Annotated in this window: 20 protein-coding genes; 10 read left to right on the top strand and 10 right to left on the bottom strand. The window is 72.9% G+C overall.

Going from position 1 to position 20123, the window contains the following annotated elements; all coding sequences use genetic code 11:
* The coding region (locus AB0J52_RS05200; protein WP_500180289.1) for a hypothetical protein at positions 1-655 on the bottom strand (655 nt) is incomplete at its 3' end.
* Positions 656-735: 80 nt separating this feature from the next.
* The gene (locus tag AB0J52_RS05195; RefSeq protein ID WP_500180288.1) at positions 736-1785 is read right to left on the bottom strand and encodes a glycosyltransferase family 2 protein; all 1050 of its coding nucleotides are present in this window, start codon (positions 1783-1785) and stop codon (positions 736-738) included.
* Between the two features lie 141 nt (positions 1786-1926).
* On the opposite strand from AB0J52_RS05195, the gene AB0J52_RS05190 reads away from it, so the two are divergent.
* Positions 1927-3642, top strand: a complete 1716-nt coding sequence (locus AB0J52_RS05190) for an LCP family protein (RefSeq protein ID WP_500180287.1) — start codon at positions 1927-1929, stop codon at positions 3640-3642.
* Positions 3643-3736: 94 nt separating this feature from the next.
* Here the strand turns inward: AB0J52_RS05190 and AB0J52_RS05185 are convergent, their stop codons facing one another.
* Complete coding sequence (locus AB0J52_RS05185) at positions 3737-4906, bottom strand: acyl-CoA dehydrogenase (RefSeq protein WP_500180286.1); 1170 nt, start codon at positions 4904-4906, stop codon at positions 3737-3739.
* 120 nt (positions 4907-5026) lie between these two features.
* Between AB0J52_RS05185 and AB0J52_RS05180 the strand changes: the two genes are divergently transcribed.
* The 5 genes from AB0J52_RS05180 (at position 5027) to AB0J52_RS05160 (ending at position 8363) form a co-directional block, all read left to right on the top strand.
* Positions 5027-6361, top strand: coding sequence for a UDP-glucose dehydrogenase family protein (locus AB0J52_RS05180; RefSeq protein WP_500180285.1), 1335 nt, complete (start codon positions 5027-5029; stop codon positions 6359-6361).
* A 110-nt stretch (positions 6362-6471) separates the two neighbouring features.
* A complete protein-coding gene (locus tag AB0J52_RS05175; RefSeq protein WP_500180284.1) occupies positions 6472-7116 on the top strand; it encodes a DUF2975 domain-containing protein in 645 nt (214 codons plus the stop codon).
* Positions 7113-7340 carry a helix-turn-helix domain-containing protein gene (locus tag AB0J52_RS05170; protein WP_500180283.1) on the top strand — a complete coding sequence of 76 codons (228 nt, stop codon included), beginning with the start codon at positions 7113-7115 and terminating at the stop codon, positions 7338-7340. The genes AB0J52_RS05175 and AB0J52_RS05170 overlap by 4 nt, the downstream gene beginning before the upstream one ends.
* Positions 7341-7387: 47 nt before the next feature.
* Positions 7388-7801, top strand: coding sequence for a CoA-binding protein (locus AB0J52_RS05165; protein ID WP_500180282.1), 414 nt, complete (start codon positions 7388-7390; stop codon positions 7799-7801).
* 40 nt (positions 7802-7841) lie between these two features.
* Positions 7842-8363, top strand: coding sequence for a hypothetical protein (locus AB0J52_RS05160; protein WP_500180281.1), 522 nt, complete (start codon positions 7842-7844; stop codon positions 8361-8363).
* On the opposite strand, the gene AB0J52_RS05155 is transcribed toward AB0J52_RS05160, so the two are convergent.
* Positions 8360-8719, bottom strand: coding sequence for a winged helix-turn-helix transcriptional regulator (locus AB0J52_RS05155; RefSeq protein ID WP_500180280.1), 360 nt, complete (start codon positions 8717-8719; stop codon positions 8360-8362). The two genes, AB0J52_RS05160 and AB0J52_RS05155, sit on opposite strands and share 4 nt — an antisense overlap.
* 98 nt (positions 8720-8817) lie before the next feature.
* Here AB0J52_RS05155 and AB0J52_RS05150 point away from each other — a divergent pair, with 98 nt between their 5' ends.
* Positions 8818-9693 carry an NAD(P)-dependent oxidoreductase gene (locus AB0J52_RS05150; RefSeq protein WP_500180279.1) on the top strand — a complete coding sequence of 292 codons (876 nt, stop codon included), beginning with the start codon at positions 8818-8820 and terminating at the stop codon, positions 9691-9693.
* A 25-nt stretch (positions 9694-9718) separates the two neighbouring features.
* Here the strand turns inward: AB0J52_RS05150 and purE are convergent, their stop codons facing one another.
* Entirely contained in the window at positions 9719-10213 is a 495-nt protein-coding gene (purE, locus tag AB0J52_RS05145) for a 5-(carboxyamino)imidazole ribonucleotide mutase (protein WP_500180278.1), read from the bottom strand.
* Positions 10210-11364: a 5-(carboxyamino)imidazole ribonucleotide synthase gene (locus AB0J52_RS05140; protein WP_500180290.1), complete on the bottom strand. Its 1155-nt coding sequence runs from the start codon at positions 11362-11364 to the stop codon at positions 10210-10212. Before AB0J52_RS05140 ends, purE begins: the two co-directional genes overlap by 4 nt.
* A gap of 369 nt (positions 11365-11733) precedes the next feature.
* On the opposite strand from AB0J52_RS05140, the gene AB0J52_RS05135 reads away from it, so the two are divergent.
* Positions 11734-12309 carry a GtrA family protein gene (locus AB0J52_RS05135; RefSeq protein WP_500180277.1) on the top strand — a complete coding sequence of 192 codons (576 nt, stop codon included), beginning with the start codon at positions 11734-11736 and terminating at the stop codon, positions 12307-12309.
* 78 nt (positions 12310-12387) lie between these two features.
* Here the strand turns inward: AB0J52_RS05135 and AB0J52_RS05130 are convergent, their stop codons facing one another.
* Both AB0J52_RS05130 and AB0J52_RS05125 read right to left on the bottom strand, forming a co-directional pair.
* Positions 12388-13665 (bottom strand): ATP-binding protein, encoded by a 1278-nt coding sequence (locus AB0J52_RS05130; RefSeq protein WP_500180276.1) that lies wholly within the window; start codon positions 13663-13665, stop codon positions 12388-12390.
* A gap of 681 nt (positions 13666-14346) precedes the next feature.
* Positions 14347-15018, bottom strand: a complete 672-nt coding sequence (locus tag AB0J52_RS05125) for a response regulator transcription factor (protein WP_019629095.1) — start codon at positions 15016-15018, stop codon at positions 14347-14349.
* 123 nt (positions 15019-15141) lie between these two features.
* On the opposite strand from AB0J52_RS05125, the gene AB0J52_RS05120 reads away from it, so the two are divergent.
* Positions 15142-15600, top strand: a complete 459-nt coding sequence (locus AB0J52_RS05120) for a hypothetical protein (protein WP_500180275.1) — start codon at positions 15142-15144, stop codon at positions 15598-15600.
* Here the strand turns inward: AB0J52_RS05120 and treZ are convergent.
* Positions 15539-17323: a malto-oligosyltrehalose trehalohydrolase gene (treZ, locus tag AB0J52_RS05115; RefSeq protein ID WP_500180274.1), complete on the bottom strand. Its 1785-nt coding sequence runs from the start codon at positions 17321-17323 to the stop codon at positions 15539-15541. The genes AB0J52_RS05120 and treZ overlap by 62 nt on opposite strands.
* Positions 17320-19668, bottom strand: coding sequence for a malto-oligosyltrehalose synthase (gene treY / locus AB0J52_RS05110; RefSeq protein ID WP_500180273.1), 2349 nt, complete (start codon positions 19666-19668; stop codon positions 17320-17322). The genes treZ and treY overlap by 4 nt, the downstream gene beginning before the upstream one ends.
* 159 nt (positions 19669-19827) lie before the next feature.
* Between treY and AB0J52_RS05105 the strand changes: the two genes are divergently transcribed.
* Positions 19828-20123: (2Fe-2S)-binding protein (locus AB0J52_RS05105; RefSeq protein ID WP_500180272.1), on the top strand; the 296-nt coding region annotated here is incomplete at its 3' end.

Raw genomic sequence — 20123 nt, 5'->3', positions numbered from 1 at the left:
GAGCGCCCGCGCCGTGCCGTCCGCCGCCGGCCGCGCCGTGCCGTCCGCCGTCACCCGGGCCGGACGCGGCGGGCGGGGCCGCCGGCCCGTCGAAGAGCGGCGGGGCCTCGTGCCCGGACGCCATGGGCATGCCGGGAGGCGGGCTCCACGCCTCGGCGGCCGGACGCTCACCGGCGGCCCCGGAGTACGGGAGCGAGGCGTCCTTGGCGCGGGAGCGCCAGCGCGAGGGCGGGAAGGAGGCGATCACCAGCGCCGCGCCGAGCACGAGCAGCATTCCGCCGCGCGCGGCCATGGCCACGGTGATGCCGTAGTCGCCCTTGACGCCGGGAACGTGCCGGATGCTCCCCAGGTTCCGCAGCGCCTGCACCGGACGCACCGCCCAGAACGCGCCGTAGCCGAGCAGCGGCAGGCCGGCGATGAGCGAGGCGAGCGGCGAGACCCGCGAGCCGCACAGCAACGCGACCACCAGGCCGCCCGCCGCCAGCAGCCCCAGGATGACCAGCCCGTCGGTGACGGAGCCGTCCTTGAAGGTGGTGGCGAAACGGGTCTGCTGCGTGCCGAGGCGGCGGGTGGCGAAGAACAGCAGCGCGCAGAGCACGGGGATCGCGGCGACCCCCGCCAGTACACCGAGGCCGTGTCGGGCGCCGTTGGACATGGAGAACCTCCGGGGGCTGAGCCTGGTCGGTCAACCTAGTCCCCGGAGGTCCGAAAACACAGTCCGTTTCGCGGAAACTGTCAGGATTTGTTCGGTTTGGGCTGTCCCAGCCCGGGCGGGCTGGTGAGGAAGCCCACCCCCCACGAGATGTGCATGGTCGCGAACACCAGCGGCAGGCGGAGCCAGGCGGCGAACGGCATCCCGCGGCCCTCCACGGCCGCCCCGGCGATCATCGCCAGCGCGTACCCGCCGGGCAGCAGCCAGCCCGGCCAGAACCCGAACGCCCCGGCCACCGCGCCCACGACCATCGCCACCACGGCCAGCGGCGGCGCGAGGTAGCGCAGGTTCAGCGTGCCCTGGTGCTCGCGGCCGACCACCCGGCGCCAGCGGCCCGTGTGGTAGTACTGCTTGGCCAGCGCCCGCAGGTTCGGCCGCGGCCGGTAGGTGACCTTCATCCGCGGGGTGAAGAAGATCTTCCCGCCGGTCTGCCGGATCCGGTGGTTCATCTCCCAGTCCTGCGCGCGGACGAACGTCTCGTCGTAGAACCCCACCCGCTCCAGCGCGCTGCGCCGGAACGTCCCGAGGTACACGGTCTCGACCTCGCCCGGCTCGCCGCCGGTGTGGAACCGCGCGTTGCCGACCCCCAGCTTGGAGGTCATCGCCCGCGCCACGGCCTGCTCGAAGGGCGTCACGCCCTCGGCGGCCATGATCCCGCCGACGTTGTCGGCCCCGGTCTGCTCCATCGTCTCGACGGCGGCCCGGACGTAGTCCGGCGGCAGCAGCGAGTGGCCGTCCACCCGGACGATGATCGAGTACTGGGACGCGCGGATCGCGATGTTCAGCCCCTGCGGCGTCCGTCCGGTCGGGTTGGCGACGACGCGGATCCGCTGGTCGGAGGCCGCGAGCGCGCGCGCGATCTCCTCGGTCCGGTCGCGGGACGGCCCGATCGCGAGGACCAGCTCCAGCTCGCCGGGGTAGTCCTGGGTCAGCGTGTGCCGGACCGCGTCGTCGAGGTGGCGTTCCTCGTTCAGCACCGGCATGACCACCGACACCGCAGGCCAGGTGCGTTCGGCGTGCTGGGCGGAACGGACGTCCTGCAGGTCGCTCTGGGTGTGCGAAGGCGGGTTCATCGGGTCCTGGGGTCAAGGCGGGTCAAGTCGGCGCCACGTTACTGCAAGGACACGAGGTCCAGGTAGCGAACGATTCGGCGTCGTCCACTTTAGAGTGGTGCGGACTCGCGTCGGCAAGCGGTGTAGGAGGCGGCGGCCAGCATGACGGACGGGCACGGCTCGACCCGCGGCGGTGGGCGGGGGGACGACGACCCGCTGGAGCGGTACTTCCGGCCCAGGCCGGGCGGGGTGCCCACGGGCTCCCCGGCCGCCGAGGACGGCGAGATCGACGGGGTGACCGTGGACGGGGTGCCCGCGCCCCGGGTGACCGTGGACACCCCGCGCGGCCCGCGCCGCCCGGACCGGGGCACGCCCCCCGCGCTCGGCCCGCGGGCGGTGATGAGCGCGCGGCGGCAGCGCCGGTTCCTCGCCGTCACCGGGACGATGTCCGCGTTCGTGCTGCTCACCTCCGGCGGGGCCTGGGCGTTCCAGAACTACGTGACCGGCACGATCGACAAGGTCTCGGTCGGCGGCCTGGGCGGCGGCAAGGACGCGCCGAAGGGCGCGATGACCATCCTGGTCGCGGGCGTCGACCGCCGCGAGGGGCTCACCCGCGAGCAGCAGCGCAAGGCGAAGCTCGGCCACGAGCCCGGCGAGCGGTCGGACACGATGCTGCTCGTCCACGTGAACCGGAACCACGACAAGGTCAGCGTGGTGAGCCTGCCGCGCGACTCCTACGTGCAGATCCCCGCGCACCGGTCGAACGGCTCGGAGGGGGCCAAGGGAGCCGAGATCCCGGCCCGGTACGGCAAGCTGACCTGGGCCTACCAGTTCGGCGGCCCCGACCTCACGGTCGCGACGATCAAGCAGGCCACCGGCGTCCCGATCGACCACTACGTCGAGGTCAACTTCTACGGCTTCGTCAACATGGTCGACTCGCTCGGCGGCGTGGACGTCTGCACCGAGCAGGCCGTCAACGACCCCAAGTCCGGCCTCTCCCTCCCGGCCGGCAAGTCCCACGTGGACGGCCTGAAGGCGCTGGCCTACTCGCGGGCCCGCTACACCCTCGGCGACGGCACCGACCTCGGCCGCATCGACCGGCAGCAGGCGTTCATCGCGTCCCTGATGAAGCAGGCGCTCAGCAGCCGCACGCTGAGCGACCCGGTGAAGTCCACCAAGTTCCTGAACGCCGCCCTGCACTCGCTGCGCGTCGACAAGCAGCTGGCCAAGGACCTGCCGAAGCTCGCCGACCAGATGAAGGGCGTCTCCACCGACCACGTCACGTTCGCGAAGGTCCCGCTGTCCAACCCGGGCTACAACGTCGTCCTGTGGAACCAGGCGCAGCCCCAGTCGACCGTCCAGTGGGACAAGTCGGCGGCGGGCGACCTGTTCTCCCGCATCCGCCGCGACCAGGCGCTGACCGAGCCGCCGGCGAAGCCCTCGCCGACCGCGCCCGCGACGTCCCCCTCGGCGAACCCGGACGCCCCGACCGTCCCGCCGAAGGACATCCAGGTCCGCGTCCTGAACGCGGTCGGCACCCCCCGGCTCGCCGCCCGCGCCGGCGGCGACCTGCGCGACGCCGGCTTCCAGGTCACCGTGGTCCCCGGCATCGCCGAGCGCGGCCGCTCCACCACGCTGATCCAGTACGGCGCGTCCCGCGCCGACTCCGCCAAGACACTCGCGGCGGCCATCCCGGGCGCCAAGCTGAAGGAGGTCGACGGCCTCGGCTCCCGCGTCCAGGTGCTCGTCGGCGACGACTGGAACGGCGCGAAGAAGGTCCACGTGACCCCCACCACCGCCCCGTCCGCGACCGCCTCCCCAGGCGACCCGAACGCCCACGTGGAAGCCAGAACCGCCAGCGACAAACTCTGCAAGTGACCCGCCCGGCGGCGTGAGGCGGCGCAGAACGGCGCGAGAACGGAACGCGCCCCGGCTCCTCGGGGAGCTGGGGCGCGTTTTCGCATTTCGGGGCCTACTTGAGGAGCTGGCGGGCCATGACCATGCGCTGGATCTGGTTGGTGCCCTCGTAGATCTGGGTGATCTTGGCGTCGCGCATCATGCGCTCGGCGGGGAACTCGCGGGTGTAGCCGTAGCCGCCGAGGAGCTGGACGGCGTCGACGGTGATGTCCATCGCGACGTCCGAGGCGAGGCACTTGCAGGCGGACGAGACGAAGGTCAGGTCCGGGATCTTCTCGCCGTGCATGGCGCGCTCGGACTTGATCGCCGCGTGGTAGGTGAGCTGGCGGGCGCCCTCCAGGCGCATCGCCATGTCGGCCAGCATGAACTGGACGCCCTGGAAGTCGGCGATGGCCTTGCCGAACTGCTTGCGCTCCTTGACGTAGCCGACGGCGTAGTCGAGGGCGCCCTGGGCGATGCCGAGGGCCTGGGCCGCGATGGTGATGCGGGTGTGGTCCAGGGTGGCGAGGGCGGTCTTGAAGCCGGTGCCCTCGGCGCCGATCATGCGGTCCGCGGGGATGCGGACGTTCTCCAGGATGACCTGGCGGGTCGGGGAGCCCTTGATGCCGAGCTTCTTCTCCTTCGGCCCGAAGGAGACGCCCTCGTCCGACTTCTCCACGACGAACGCCGAGATGCCGCGGGCGCCCTGTCCGGGGTCGGTCACGGCCATGACCGTGTAGTACTCCGACACACCGGCGTTGGTGATCCACATCTTCGCGCCGTTGAGGACGTAGTGGTCGCCGTCCCGCACCGCGCGGGTCTTCATGCCCGCCGCGTCCGACCCCGCGTCCGCCTCCGACAGGGCGTAGGAGAACATGGCCTCGCCCTTGGCCACCGGAGTCAGATACTTTCTCTTCAGCTCTTCGGAACCGGACAGCAGGACCGGAACCGTGCCGAGCTTGTTCACCGCCGGGATCAGCGAGGAGGACGCACACGCGCGGGCGACCTCCTCGATGACGATCACGGTGGCCAGGGCGTCGGCCCCGGCGCCCCCGTAGCTCTCCGGGACGTGCACCGCGTGCAGCTCGTTCTGCACCAGCGCGTCCAGGGCCTCCTGGGGGAAGCGGGACTCCTCGTCGACCGCCGCCGCGAACGGGGCGATCTTGGCATCGGCGAGCTCGCGGACCGTCTGGCGGAGCATCTCGTGCTCCTCCGTGGGCGCGTACGCGGGAAAGTCGGGACTCATAGCGCGCATGCTACCCGCCGGTACACTTCCCGTCCGGTGCAGGGACCCCGCATCTGAGCGGGCAAGTCTTGCAGGGAGGCGGCAACACGTCGGGGGACGGACTAGACAGGAGGAAGGGCTTTGACGCACCGCCTGACCGTGATCGGGACGGGCTACCTGGGCGCGACGCACGCGGCCTGCATGGCCGATCTCGGCTTCGAGGTCCTGGGTCTGGACGTGGACCAGGAGAAGATCTCCCGGCTGGCCGCGGGGGACCTGCCCTTCTACGAACCGGGGCTGGAGCCGGTCCTGCGGCGCAACCTCGAGTCCGGACGGCTGCGCTTCACGACCTCGTTCGAGGAGGCGGCCGAGTTCGGGGACGTGCACTTCGTCTGCGTGGGCACCCCGCAGAAGCAAGGCGAGTACGCGGCCGACATGACCTATGTCGACGCCGCCATCGACGCGCTGGCGCCCCACCTCGACCGTCCGTGCCTGGTCGTCGGCAAGTCGACCGTCCCCGTGGGGACGGCCGGGCGGCTGGCGCGGAAGCTGGCCGGCAGCGCGCCCGCCGGGGAGGACGCCGTCCTCGCCTGGAACCCCGAGTTCCTGCGCGAGGGCTTCGCCGTCAAGGACACGCTGCACCCGGACCGGATCGTCGTCGGGCTGCCGTCCGACGCCGACGCCGCGACGCTCGCCGAGAAGACGCTGCGCGAGGTCTACGCCTCGATGACCGGTGAGGGCACCCCGTTCATCGTCGCCGACTACCCGACCTCCGAGCTGGTCAAGGTCGCCGCGAACGCGTTCCTGGCCACCAAGATCTCGTTCATCAACGCGATGGCCGAGGTGTGCGAGGCCGCGCACGCCGACGTGACCAAGCTCTCCGAGGCGCTGTCCCACGACGACCGCATCGGCGGCAAGTTCCTCGGCCCGGGCCTCGGCTTCGGCGGCGGCTGCCTGCCCAAGGACATCCGCGCCTTCATGGCCCGCGCCGGCGAGCTCGGCGCCGACCAGGCGCTCACCTTCCTGCGCGAGGTGGACGAGATCAACATCCGCCGCCGGATCCGCATGGTGGACCTGGCGCGCGAGCTGCTCGGCGGGTCCTTCATCGGCCGGACGGTCGGCGTCCTCGGCGCGGCCTTCAAGCCGAACTCCGACGACGTCCGCGACTCGCCCGCCCTGGACGTCGCCGCGTCCATCCGCGGCCAGGGCGCCCGCGTCACCGTCTACGACCCGCAGGCGATGCCGAACGCGCGCCGCGCCCAGCCGACGCTGAACTTCGGCCAGTCCGCCCCGGACGCCGCCCGCGGCGCCCACGTCGTCCTGCTGCTGACCGAGTGGTCGGAGTTCCGCGAGATGGACCCGCACGCGCTCGCCGAGGTCGTCGCCGAGAAGAACATCGTCGACGGCCGCAACGCCCTCGACCCCGATCACTGGCGAGCCGCAGGCTGGAACTACCGAGCCCTCGGCCGCCCCTGAGGGCGGGGTCGCCCGGCTCTCGAACCCGGGTCGCAGCCGGGTCGGGTTGACATATCGAAAGTCGTTGTTATCGAATGTCGATAACAACGACTTTCGATATGGAGTCCCCCTTGGCCGCCACACCTGTGCAGCGCGCTCCGCGCAACCCCCTCACTCCGCTCGACGTGACGCTGGATCTGCTGGTCAAGGTCATGATCGCGTTCGTCGCGTTCCTCGTGGTCGCGACGGTGTTCGGCTCCGGCAGCATGCTCGGCTTCGGGGAGCGCGACATCTGTGTCGTGGACGATTCGCACTCGGTCGGCAGCGCCGACGAGCGCATGCCGCCGCTGTTCAAGCCGGGGGTGGTGGCCAGTCAGAGCGGGCTCAGCCTCTGCGTGAACGACGCGTCCCTCGGTACGAGGGCTCTGAACGTCGCGACCCAGCTGCCGTCGTTCGTCCTGTACTTCACGGCGATCCTGTTGCTCTGGCGGCTGGTGCGGCACGCGGCCGAGGCCGGGCCGTTCCACCTGGGCAACGTGCGGCGGCTCCGGATCCTCGGGTGGTGGCTGCTGGTCGGCGGGGTCGTCGCCAAGACGGTCGAGGAGTTCGCGCGCACGTCGCTGATCGACGCCATGTACCGGAACCCCGACTTCGACCCGCTCGGCTGGATCGACGTCCAGTTGAGCCTGGTCCTCACGGGCGCGGGGTTGCTGGCCGTCGCGCGGATCCTGCGGGTCGGCGTGGAGATGCGCGAGGACTTGGAGGGGACGGTGTGAGCGGTGACGACCACGCCGTCGAGGTCGGGCTGGACGCGCTGCTCGCCGCGCGCGGGATGACGTTGACGCAGCTCTCCGAGCTGGTGGGCGTCTCGGTGGTGAACCTGTCGGTGCTCAAGAACGGCCGGGCGCGGGCGATCCGCTTCTCGACGCTGACCAGGCTGTGCGAGGTGCTGGACTGCCAGCCCGGGGATCTGCTCAGCGTCCGACGGGAGGAGCGCTGAGACCCGGGGACGGGAAGCGTGGGGCGGGACGCGGGGTTGTGGGTGGCATGAGTGCGGATTTCGCTGACCAGCAGGTCATCAGGAAGCTGTTGAACGAGTCCCGGACGTGGGCGTTCGTGGGGCTCGCCGACAATCCCGACCGGGACGCCTACCAGCAGGCGCGGTTGCTGCAGCAGCGCGGGAAGCGGATCGTGCCGGTGCATCCGGCGGCGGGCGAGGTGCTCGGCGAGCGCGGGTACGCCTCGCTCGCCGAGGTGCCGGACGAGATCGACGTGGTCGGGGTCTACCGGCGGACGGAGTTCGCCGGGGCCGCGGTGGACGAGGCGATCGCCGCCGGCGCGAAGGCGGTGTGGATGCCGCTCGGCGTGGTCGACGAGGACGCGGCGCGGCGCGCGCGGGAGGCGGGTCTGGACGTCGTCATGGACCGCTGCCCCGGCGTCGAGTGGGCGCTCCGCCGCTGACGGTAGTGTGCGCAGACCGATCACGGCGGAAGGCGGACGGATGGCCGGGGACGGGCTGCGGGCCGGATACCGCCGGCACCACTACCACTTCGTCCACTCGGTGCTGCGGCAGGTGTCGGAGGAGTACGGGCCGGCGTTCCTGGCGAGCACGCCCGCCGGGGACGTCACCGGCATGCTCGCGCAGACCTGGCGGGACGTCGGTGACGACCTTCCCGCCGAGGAGCGCCTGCCGTCCGACGGCCTGCGCGGAAGTCTGACCGAGCTGGACGGCCGGCGGCTGTTGCTGGTCACGCTGCCGGAACCGGTCGCGGCGGCCGAGGCGTACTTCGCGGTGGTGATCCAGTCGTCCGAGTCCGAGGCGACGCGGTTCTTCACGCTGGAGTACGCGCTCGACCCCCTCACGCATGAGCCCGGCGCGATCCTCGGCGAGTGGACGCCCGAGGGTCACCACCTGCACCTGACGGACATGTCCACCGACCCCGGCGACTTCCTGCGGGCCGCCGCCGCGATCTCCGGGGCCACCCCCGCCGGCAGACGGCGCGGGTTCCTCCGCCGCCGCTAACGCCCGCTGACCGCCGCGGTCGCGTCCTCCCGGCCGAGGACGTGCTCGTTGCCCCAGGCGCCCAGGGGCGCGAGGGCGTCGTTGAGGGCGGCTCCGCGCGGGGTCAGGGAGTACTCCACGCGCGGCGGCACCTCGTCCAGCTCCTCGCGGTGCACGATGCCGTCCTCGACGAGCTCGCGCAGCTGGGCGGCGAGGACCTTCTCGGTCACGCCCGGCAGGGCCCGGCGCAGCTCGCCGAAGCGGTGCACGCGCACGCCCAGCGCCCACAGGATGGACACCTTCCACTTGCCGCCGACGACCCCCATCGCCGCGTCCAGCCCGCACTCGTGCGCGCTCGGCCGCCCCGGCACCCGCATCTCCGCCGCCCTCCCCAGCTGCTCACTAACGCCAGGGTAACCACACACCTTGAAGTGCGTACTGTTCGTATCGCGAACGAACGGTCACGCTGGACGGCATGAGCACCGACACCAAGAAGATCACCCTGCTGGGCCTCGGCGCGATGGGCGCGGCCGTCGCGCGCGCCTGGCTGGCCGCCGGATACGAGCTGACCGTCTGGAACCGCACGGCGAGCCGCGCGGAGCCGTTCGCCGCCGAGGGCGCGAAGGTCGCCGCGTCCGCCGCCGAGGCCGTCGCCGCGAGCCCGCTCGTGGTGGCCTGCCTGCTGGACGACGCGTCCGTGGAGGCGGCCCTGGCGGACGCCGACCTCGGCGGGAAGGACCTGGTCAACATCACCACCGGCACCCCCGAGCAGGCCCGCGCACGCGCCGCCTGGGCCACCGGACGGGGCGTCGCGCGCTACCTGGACGGCGGGATCATGGCCGTTCCGCCGATGATCGGCGTCCCCGAGTCCGGGGCGTACGTGTTCTACAGCGGGTCCGAGGAGCTGTTCGAGGACGCCCGCGAGGCGCTGGGCGTCCCGGCGGGCGCCCGGTACGTGGGCGCGGACCCCGGCTCGGCCGCGCTGCACGACGTGGCGCTGCTGAGCGCGATGACGGGCATGTTCGCTGGGGTGTCGCACGCGTTCGCGCTCATGCGCGGCACGGACACGACGCCGACGGCCTTCTCCGCGCTCCTGGTCGAGTGGCTCACCGCCATGGCCGGGTACGCGCACGGCGTCGCCGCGCAACTGGAGAGCGGCGACTACACGCTCGGCGTGACGTCCAACCTGGCGATGATGGTCCAGGGGAACGCCACGCTGCTGCGGACCGCCGAGGAGCGGGGTGTCAGCGCCGAGCTGATCACCCCGTTCACGGCGCTCATGGAGCGCCGTCTCGCGGACGGCCACCCCGACGAGGGCACCGCCGGGGTGATCGACCTGCTCCGCTCCTGACCCGCCCGGCCTCCCGGGCCGGCGGTCAGAGGGACTCGCGGAGGCGGGCGCCCTTGGCCTGCGCCTGGGCCTTCAGGTCCTGCTGGAACGACTCCATCTTCGCCCGGAGGCCCTCGTCGCTCGCGGCGAGGATCCGGGCGGCCAGCAGCCCGGCGTTGCGGGCCGCGCCGACGGCGACGGTCGCGACCGGGACGCCCGCGGGCATCTGCACGATCGACAGCAGCGAGTCCATGCCGTCCAGGTACTTCAGCGGGACCGGGACGCCGATCACCGGCAGCGGCGTGACCGACGCCAGCATGCCGGGCAGGTGCGCCGCGCCGCCCGCGCCCGCGATGATCACCTTCAGGCCGCGGGACGCCGCGTCCGCGCCGTAGGCGATCATCTCGTGCGGCATCCGGTGCGCGGACACGACGTCCGCCTCGTAGGGGATGCCGAACTCGTCCAGGGCCTCGGCGGCGAGCCGCATGACGGGCCAGTCCGAGTCGCTGCCCATGACGACGCCGACGACGGGGGTGCTCATCGGGTGCTCTCCTTCTCCGCGGTCGCGCGGTCCGCCATGGCGGGGCCCCAGCGCAGGTAGTCGGCGGCGTGCCGGGCGCGTTCGCGCAGGTCGGCCAGGTCGTCGCCGAGAACGGTGACGTGCCCGATCTTGCGTCCCGGCCGGACGTGCTTGCCGTAGAAGTGGACCTTGGCGCCCGGGTCGTGCGCCATCACGTGGAAGTAGCGGGAGTACAGGTCCGGGTCGTCGCCGCCGAGGACGTTCGCCATGACCGTCCAGCGGGCGGCGGGCTCGGTCGAGCCGAGCGGCAGGTCCAGGACGGCGCGCAGGTGCTGCTCGAACTGCGAGGTGCGGGCGCCCTCGATCGTCCAGTGCCCGGAGTTGTGCGGCCGCATCGCCAGCTCGTTGACCAGCAGGCCGTCCTCGGTCTCGAACAGCTCGACCGCCAGCAGCCCGGTGACGCCCAGCTTGTCGGCGATGTCCAGGGCGAGGCGCTGCGCCTGCTCGGCGCGGTCGGCCGAGATGCCGGGCGCGGGCGCGATCACCTCGACGCAGATCCCGTCCTCCTGGACGGTCTCGACCACCGGGTACGCCGCGCCCTGCCCGTAGGGCGAGCGGGCGACCAGGGCGGCGATCTCGCGGCGGAAGGCCACCATCTCCTCGGCCATCAGCGGGACGTCCTGGGCCAGCAGCTCGGCGACGGCGGGGTCGGCCAGGTCCCTGACCACCCAGACGCCCTTGCCGTCGTAGCCGCCGCGGGTGGCCTTGAGCACCAGCGGCAGGCCGTGCTCCTCGGCGAACCGCGCGAGCGCGGCCTCGTCCGGGATCGGGGCGTACGCCGGGCAGGGCGCGCCGAAGCCGCTCAGCCGGTCGCGCATGACCAGCTTGTCCTGGGCGTGCCGGAGGGCGTCCGAGCCCGGCCGGCAGGGCACCCCGGACGCCTCGACGGCCTCGATGTGCGGGCCGGGGACGTGCTCGTGGTCGAAGGTGAGCACGTCGCAGCCGGCGGCGAACGCCGCCAGGTCGGCCTCGGACCGGTCGTCGCCGACGGTCGTGCCGGGCGTCACCCGGGCCGCCGAGTCGTCCGCCGATCCGGCCAGGACGCGCAGCGACACGCCGAGCGCGATCGCGGCTTGCTGGGTCATCCGGGCGAGCTGCCCGCCTCCGGCCATGCCGACCACGGGGGTCCGGCCCGCGGCGTCGCCACCGCTCTGAGCTGCGTCTCTCACGCAGAGAAGGGTATCGGGCGCGCGCATGGGGGACACTCCGATCAGCACCGAAAACGACTTAGGCGAACTCTTTGGGCAATACGTACGTCCAAGGAGGTGAGTCCGGACAAGTCCAGGGCATGCAGGGGAACGGTGCGGGTACGGTGAAACGTTCATGTTCTGGCACCGGAGAGGCCGCTTGCGTCTATTCTCGATGTGCCTCGACGGTTCGCCCGCGCCGGCCGGAGCCCTGAGCCCGCGCCCTTGTCACCGCCGACGTCACCGCCGACCGCAACGCCTGTACCAGCCGAGGTCCGAAGGACGGGTCCCTACGTGAGCTTTGTCGCCAGTCTCTACCGGCGGTTCGCGCACATCGTGCACGAACTGGCGAAGTTCGGCAGCATCGGCGCCGTCGCGTTCGTGATCACCACGGGCGTCGGCAACCTCATGCACGTCGGCTTCGGGGTCGGCGAGCTCACCTCGACCGGCGTCGGCACGGTGGTGGCCGCCACGTTCTCCTACCTCGCCAACCGGTACTGGACGTTCCGGCACCGCGAGCAGAGCGGCATGGGCCGCGAGTACGTGACCTTCTTCGTCCTCAACGGCGTCGGCCTGCTGATCACCTGGCTCATCCAGGGCTTCGTCAAGTTCGGGCTCGACCAGCGCGGCTGGATCGCCTACAACGCGTCCCTGATCCTCGGCACCGGGGTGGCGACGCTCTTCCGCTACTGGGCCTACAAGAAGTGGGTGTTCCTGCCCGAGAACGCCCCGCCCGTCACCGCCGCCGGGCTGCCCGACCCGGCCGCGGCCCACGCCGCCGACGGCGAGGCCCCGGACCGCTCCCAGCCGCTGGAGCCGTCCCGGCCGCAGCCCGAGGGCATGGCCGAGTTCAGCCGCACCCCCCGCTGAACGACCTGATCCTTCGCTTCCCCGCGTCCTTCCGGCGGCTTCCGGCGCGGCCCCTCGGCCGGGCCTCACACCGTGCCCTCAGACCGGGCCGATGACCACGCGCTCCTCGGCCAGCCTCGCCTCGGACGCCTGCCGCAGGAAGATCCCGAAGGTGGCCGGACGGGGGTGGATCAGTTCGAGCCGGCCGCCGTCCACCGCCGCGAGCGAGCGGGCCAGGTAGAGGCCGAGGCCGGTGCCCTGGCCGCCGCTGACGCTGCGCTCGAAGATCCGCGGTTCCAGGTCGGACGGGATGCCCGGGCCCTGGTCGCCGATCTCGACGACGACCGAGGCGGCCCCCTGCTTGGTGTTGATCGTGACGACGCCGTCGCCGTGCACCAGCGAGTTGTCCAGCAGGGTCGCGACGATCTGGGACAGCCCCTCGGGCGTGGTCATGCCGACCAGGCCCTGCTCGCCGATGATCCGGATGTCCCGGCCGTCCCGGCGGAAGATCGGCCGCCACTCCTCGACCTGCTGCTCGATGATCTGGTCGATCGGCGCGGCCACCGCGCCGCCGGTCCGGTCGTGCCGGGCGCGGGCGAGCAGCTGCTCGACCACCGCGACCAGCCGCTCGGTCTGCGCGATCGCCGCCACGCCCTCCTCGCGGACCACGTCCGGGTAGTCGGCGGCCTCGATCATCTCCTCCAGCCGCATGGTGAGCGCGGTCAGCGGCGTGCGCAGCTGGTGGCTGGCGTCGGAGGCGAACTCGCGGCTGGCGGCGAGCAGGTCGGCGATCCGGACGGCGCTGTTGTCGAGCACCTCGGCGACCCGGTCGACCTCGGGGATGCCGTACCGGCGGCGGCGCGGCCGGGCGTTCCCGGTGCCGAGCCGGTCGGCGGTCTCGGCGAGGTCGATCAGCGGCAGGGTGAGCTTGCGGGCCTGGAACATCGCCAGGCCGACGGTCACCGCGACGCCGAGCGCGGCCAGGCTCCCGATCAGCAGCATCTGCCGGAGCGCCTCGTCCCGCACCTGCTGGGCGGGCTGGGCCACCTGGACGTGCACGCCGGACACGGTCGCCGTGGCGGTGAGCTGGTCGTCGGGGCGGCGGGGCGGGGTGCCCGCGGTGATCGTCCGGTTGTCCGGCAGCGTGATCACGATGTACCGGCCGGGGTACTCCTGCGCGATCTTGTCGCGGGTGACGGGCTGGTGGGACTCGAGGCTGAAGCCGACGCCGCCGACGATCGAGGAGGCCTCGCGTTCGAGCGACTGCTTCGCCTCCTCGTAGATGAGCTTGTTGGTGGCGTAGGCGAGGGGTATGCCGAGAAGCAGAATCGCGACGATCGCCACGGCGAGCGTCGACAGGAGCAGTCGGCGCCTCATCGGGCCTCCTCGGAGAGAGGCGGTGCGCCGGAACCGCTCGGGACGGCCCGGCCCCCGTACGGGTTGGACGATGACCACGTCGCCGGAGGGGACGACCCCCGTTCCCCCGGGTGGCGCGGCCGGTGGTGTTCGGCCGGTGGGATGCGCGGATGGTGGTGCGCGGCCGGTGGTGCTCGCACGGTGGTGCGTGGGGCGGTGCGTGGGCTGGTGCGTGGGGTGGGTGGGTGGGCTGGTGATCGGGGCTGGTGCGTGGACGGTGCGGCGCGGGTGGGCGCCGCACAGGCGGACGGACGGCGGGCGGACAGCGGGCGGACGACGGACAGCGGACGGACGGATCGTGGTGGCGCGGCCCCGGCACGCGGGTGCGGGCCGCGCGGGCATGCGGCCCACGCGGCTCCACGTGACGGGGCTCCACGGACGGCGGGACCCTCGCGGGCCCGCGTGGCAGAGGGCTTCTCGCGGGCCCGGCGGGACCCGCGAGGGCGGCGGACGCGCTCCACGCTCATGACGCAGGGTATGCGCTCCACCCGGATCCCGTGACCCGGGCCGGTGCGGCCGGCGCGACGGACGGGCTCCGGCCGCCGCACGCGGCGCGGGCACCGGCCGTCCTCGCCGGACCCGCCCGGGCGCTCGCCCGGGTCCTCGCCGCACTCGGCCGTGCACCCGCCGCGCGCGGTCCGGTCAGTCGCCGCGCTCGAACCGGAAGCCGACGCCCCGCACGGTGGTGATGTAGCGGGGGCTGCCGGCGTCGTCGCCGAGCTTGCGGCGTAGCCAGGAGATGTGCATGTCGAGCGTCTTGGTGGAGCCCCACCAGTTGGTGTCCCACACCTCGCGCATGATCTGCTCGCGGGTGACCACCTTGCCGGCGTCGCGCACCAGCACCCGCAGCAGGTCGAACTCCTTGGTGGTGAGCTGGAGCTCCTGGTCGCCCATCCAGGCGCGGCGGGACTCGGCGTCGATCCGCACGCCCTGCACGATGGGCGTCTCGGTGCTGCCGCGGCGCAGCAGGGCCCGGACGCGGGCGAGCAGCTCGGCGAGCCGGAAGGGCTTGGTCACGTAGTCGTCGGCGCCGGCGTCCAGGCCGACGACGGTGTCCACCTCGTCGGCTCGCGCGGTCAGGATGAGGATCGGCACGCCGTGGCCCTCCGCGCGGACCCGGCGGGCGACCTCCAGACCGTCCAGCTCGGGCAGCCCGAGGTCCAGCACGATCAGGTCGACGCCTCCGCCGAGCGCCCGCTCCAGGGCCTGCGGGCCGTCCGGGCTGACTTCGACGGTGTACCCCTCGCGCCGCAGCGCGCGGGCGAGAGGCTCGGAGATGGACGTGTCGTCCTCGGCGAGCAGTACTGAGGTCATGGACCGATCGTATGGCCATTCATGAACGTTTCCTGGCTGCCGCCGCGCTCTTGACCTGCGGTTTGCCACTCGTAGTACATCCTCGAATGCAGACATTCGTCTCGTCCCCGGAGGTATCCGCACGTGCCGCCCCTCGACCCGGCCGTGGCCCGGCCGGTCGGCGCGGTGCTGTTCGTCCTGCTCGGCTCCGTCCAGTTCCTGCTGGTGCCCGATGGTTTCTGGCACGCGTCCTATGTCGGCGTCTGTCTGATCCTTGCCGTTCTGATGTCGTTCGCCGGGGCCGCCGGGTTCCTCGCGGACGACCGGGGCCCCGTGTGGTGGTACGCGTTCGCGGAGGGGACCGCGAATGTGCTGGGAGTCACCTGTACGGCCGTCTGGGGCATGCCGCTGGTGAACGCCGGCACCGGGGCGTGGGTGCGCTGGACGCATCCGGTCCTGCTCCTGCTCGGCGCGGCGCTCGCCGCCCTCTCCGCCTGGGCGCTCTGGTCGCGACTCCCGCACCATCGTGCCGGACGACCCGTCACCTCGGCGCGCGAACGGCGGCATCCGCCGCGACGACGACCGCGTTCGCCCCTACCGTGATCGTCCCCTCGCCCTCGCGCCCCTGACTCTGGGTGACCTTGCCGGAGGTGAGGACGAGCGTGCCGGGGTCGAGGTCGAGCGGGTCCTCGCCGAGGTTCGCGGCGACGCGGAAGCGGCCCCGGCGCATGATCAGCCAGGTGTCGCCCGCCTCCACCCGGACGCGGGTCAGGTCGGGGTCGGTGAACTCCGGATGCGCGCGGCGGAGGGCGATGAGCGCGCGGTACCACTCCAGCAGCTCGCGGTGGCGGCCCCCGTCCGGTTCCGTCCAGTCGAGGACGGAACGCCGGAACGTGTCCACAGCCTGTGGATCGGGGACCTCGCCCTGCCAGCCGTGGTCCGCGAACTCGCGGCGGCGGCCCTCGGTGACGGCGCGGCCGAGCTCGGGTTCCTGGTGGTCGGTGAAGTAGCACCAGGGGGTGGACGCGCCCCACTCCTCCCCCATGAACAGCATCGGGGTGAACGGCCCGAGCAGCAGCAGAGCCGCGCCGATCTTGAGGCGGTCGAGGGAGAGCCCCTCCCCGGTTCCGCCCGTCGTGCCGGAGAGGCGGTCGCCGGCGGCCCGGTTGCCGATCTGGTCGTGGTTCTGGAGCGAGACGACGAACCGGTGGGCCGGCGTCCGGAGCCGGTCGACCGGACGGCCATGGCGCCGCCCGCGATAGGTCGAGTAGCCGCCGTCATGGACGAACGCGGTGGTCAGAGCCTTGGCGAGGGTGCGGGGAGCGCCGAAGTCGACGTAGTACCCCTGGCGTTCGCCGGTGAGCAGGGCGTGCAGGGCGTGGTGCACGTCGTCGTCCCACTGCGCGGTGAGACCGAGGCCACCCGCCTCGCGCGGGGTGACTAGCCGCGGGTCGTTCAGGTCGGACTCGGCTACCAGGAACGGCTCGCGGCCGAGGCCGACGGCCAGGGCGTCCACGGCGGCCGACAGCTCCTCCAGCAGGTGGACGGCCTGCTGGTCGCGGATGGCGTGGACGGCGTCCAGGCGCAGGCCGTCCAGGTGGAAGTCGCGCAGCCACATCAGGGCGTTCTCGACCACGAACGCGCGGACGCCGTCCGCGCCCGCCTGGTCGAAGTTGACCGCGTCGCCCCAGGGCGTCGCGTAGGCGTCGGTGAAGTACGGGCCGAAGTCCCTGAGACGGTTCCCGGACGGCCCGAGGTGGTTGTAGACGACGTCCAGGACGACCGCGATTCCTCGTGCGTGCGCGGTGTCGACGAAGCGTTTCAGGGCGTCCGGGCCTCCGTAGGGCTCATGGACGGCCCACAGGCACACGCCGTCGTAGCCCCAGCCGTGGTGGCCGGAGAACGCGGCCAGCGGCATCAGCTCCACGGCGTCCACGCCGAGGTCGACGAGGTGGTCCAGGCGCGCGGCGGCGGCGTCGAGCGTGCCCTCGGGCGTGAACGTGCCGACGTGCAGCTCGTACAGCACCGATCCGGCGAGGGGACGGCCCCGCCAGGTGCCGTCCGACCAGGTGAAACGGTCGTGGTCGTAGACGCGGCTGGGGGCGTGGACGCCGTGCGGCTGCCAGGCCGAGCGCGGGTCGGGCAGCACCTCGTCGCGGTCGTCCAGCACGAAGCCGTAGTCGGTGCCGTGGGCGGCGTCGGGGACGTCGGCGGTCCACCAGCCGTCCTCGGCGGGCGCCAGGGGCTCGGTCCGGGACGTGTCCCCGACCGTGAGGGCGACGGAGACCTTCCGGGCGGTCGGGGACCAGACGGAGAAGCGGGTCATGCACGGTCCTCCGGGACGAGCAGGGCGACGGGCATGCGGTCGAGCACGGCGGCCACCTCCAGCAGGGGCCCTTGGTGGACCCGGCCGGTGAGCAGGTCGCGCCACTCGCCCTCGCCGCCCGGATCCAGGAGCGTGGACGTCCAGCCGCCGATGCGGTCCAGGGCGACGGGGAGGCGGGTGGCGAGGGTGACGGCGCGTCCACGGCGGAAGGCGACGGCGTGCTCGGCGGCCGGGCCGACGGCCGTCAGCGGCTCGTGCGGGCTCGGCGGCGCGAACCAGGACGGCTGGTCGCGGCGCAGCCGGAGCGCGCGGGAGGTGGCCAGCAGCTTCTCGTCGTCGAGCCCGCCGGCCGCGGCGCCCTCGTCCAGCTCGGCGAGGCGGGCGCGGCGGCGGTCGAAGTCGACGGGGCGGCGGTTGTCCGGGTCGACCAGGGAGCGTCCGACCAGCTCGCAGCCCTGGTAGAGGTCCGGGACGCCCGGCATCGTGAGCTGGACGATCTTCTGTCCGAGGACGTTCGCGCGGGTCGCGGGCTCCAGCCGGGCGGCGAACCGGACGACCTCCTCGACGGCCCCGGACGCCAGGACCGCGTGGAGGTGGTCGAGCACGGCCCGCTCGTAGGTCTCGTCGGGTGTGATCCAGTTCGTGGAGGTCTTGGCCTCGCGCATGGCCTTGGTCAGGAACTCCGCCATCCGCTCCTCGGTGACCGGCCACGCCCCGACGAGCGTCTGCCACATCAGGTATTCGAGGTCGGGTTCCAGCGGGGACGACGGCGCACGCCAGGCGGTGACGGCGTTCTCCCACTCGTGCGGGATCTCGGCGAGGACGGCCAGCCGCGCGCGGACGTCCTCCTGCCGCTTGGTGTCGTGCGTGGACAGGGTGGTCATGCTGAGCGGCCGGGCGGCGGCGACCCGGCGGCAGTAGGCGTGGAAGTCGGCGGGCGGGACGGCGAACCGGGCGGGGTCGCCGCCGACCTCGTTCAGCGCGGCCATCCGCGACCAGCGGTAGAACGCGGTGTCCTCGACCCCCTTGGCCGCCAGCGGCGCGCTGACCTGCTGGAACCGGACGACAAACTCCGGATCGCCGTGCAGGGCCTCCTGGACGACCTCCCGGACGAGCGGTTCCCCGCACTCGCGGGACGCCTCGTCCAGGACGCGGCGGGCCTGGTCGGGAGGATCCTCCCCCGGCGTGACGTAGGCCCGGTAGACCCGCATCGCCGCGAGCAGTTCGAGGAGGGCGGCACGGAGGCCGTCCGGGTCGTCCGCGGGACGGGCCCGGACCAGGGCGCGGTGCAGCCGGTCGATCTCCGGGCGCAGCGCGTGCCCGGCCACGTACCGGCGGGCCTCGCGCTCGACCTCGGCGAAGTCCGAGGTCTCGCCGGTGAACGCCGTGTAGGCCTGGGTCAGCGGCTTCTCGCCCGCCGGGTCCAGGAACAGGCCGCCGACCATGCCGAGGGCGTCGTAGCCGGTGGTGCCCGCGCAGTCCCATTCGGCGGGCGGCTCCTCGCCGGGCGCGGTGATCTTCTCGACCAGGATCCAGGGATGGCCGCCCCGCCCGGCGGGTTCGCCGAGCCCGACGCCGGTGGCGCCGGTGCCGCCGATCGCCTCGGAGAGGCGGCGCAGGTAGCCGCGCGGGTCGGTGAGTCCGTCGGGGTGGTCGACGCGGAGGCCGTCCACCAGGCCGTCCCGGACGAGCCGGATGATCAGCGCGTGGGTGGCGTCGAACACGTCCGGGTCCTCCTGGCGGAGGGCGATCAGGCCGGAGATGTCGAAGAACCGGCGGTAGTTCGGTTCGCCCTCGCCGGGCGGGACGAGCCGTCCGCCGCCCGCCTCCCAGTCCACGTCGAACCAGTGCGCGTACGGGGACTCCCGGCCCTCCGCGAGGACCGACTCGACGGCCGTCCCGTGGAACGCCATGTGGTTGGGGACGATGTCGAGGAGCACCCGCAGCCCCGCCGACCGGAACCGGCGGACCATCGCGGTGAACGCCTCCTCCCCGCCCAGCTCGGCGGAGATCCGGCCGTGGTCGGCGACGTCGTAGCCGTGCGTGGAGCCGGGCGCGGCCTGGAGCACCGGCGACAGGTAGACGTGGGAGACGCCCAGGTCCCTCAGGTAGGGCGCGAGCGCCGCCGCCTCGGCGAAGCCGAACCCCGGCGCGCGGAGCTGCAGCCGGTAGGCGCCGGTGGGCGCGTCCGCCGCCGGTGGCCCGTCCGGCGGGACCTCCGCCGCCAAGGCCAGTTCGACCGGCTCGACCGGCTCGACCGGATCGACCGGATCGGCCGGCAGGCCGGGCGGCGCCTGCGGCCCCCTCTCCAGCGGACTGCCCTCGCCGGGCCGCACGTGTACCACCGGTCACCCCTCCCGTCGCTGGGAGGGACCCATTCCCGCCGAGGCTTAGATCACACCGTTCCGGACGGGACTGGCCAGACCGGGCGACCCTGATTTACATTAGGTATGCCTTACCTTATTGAGGCCGCCCTTACCCGCCACCTGAGAGGTCCAGCCCGCATGTACGTCTGCGTCTGCAACGCGGTCACGGAGGACGACGTCCGCGGCTGCATGCTCGACGGGGGATGCAGCAGGGTCCGCGACGTCAAGGACGCCTGCGGCTGGAAGCCCGGCTGCGGGTCCTGCACCCGGCGACTGTACTCGCTGGTCAGCGAGGTCAGGACGGCCAGCGACATGGTGGACGCCCTCACCGGCGGGGCGCTCCCGCCCGTCCTGCCCGCGGACGCCCCCGTCCCGCCCCTCGGCGTCCCGGCGGCCCCCACGGCCGGTCCGGCCCGGACCGCGCGGCCCGCGAC

It is taken from the genome of Spirillospora sp. NPDC049652 (assembly GCF_040675125.1).
Lineage (GTDB): Bacteria > Actinomycetota > Actinomycetes > Streptosporangiales > Streptosporangiaceae > Spirillospora.
This window is presented reverse-complemented; position numbering and strand designations above follow the sequence as displayed.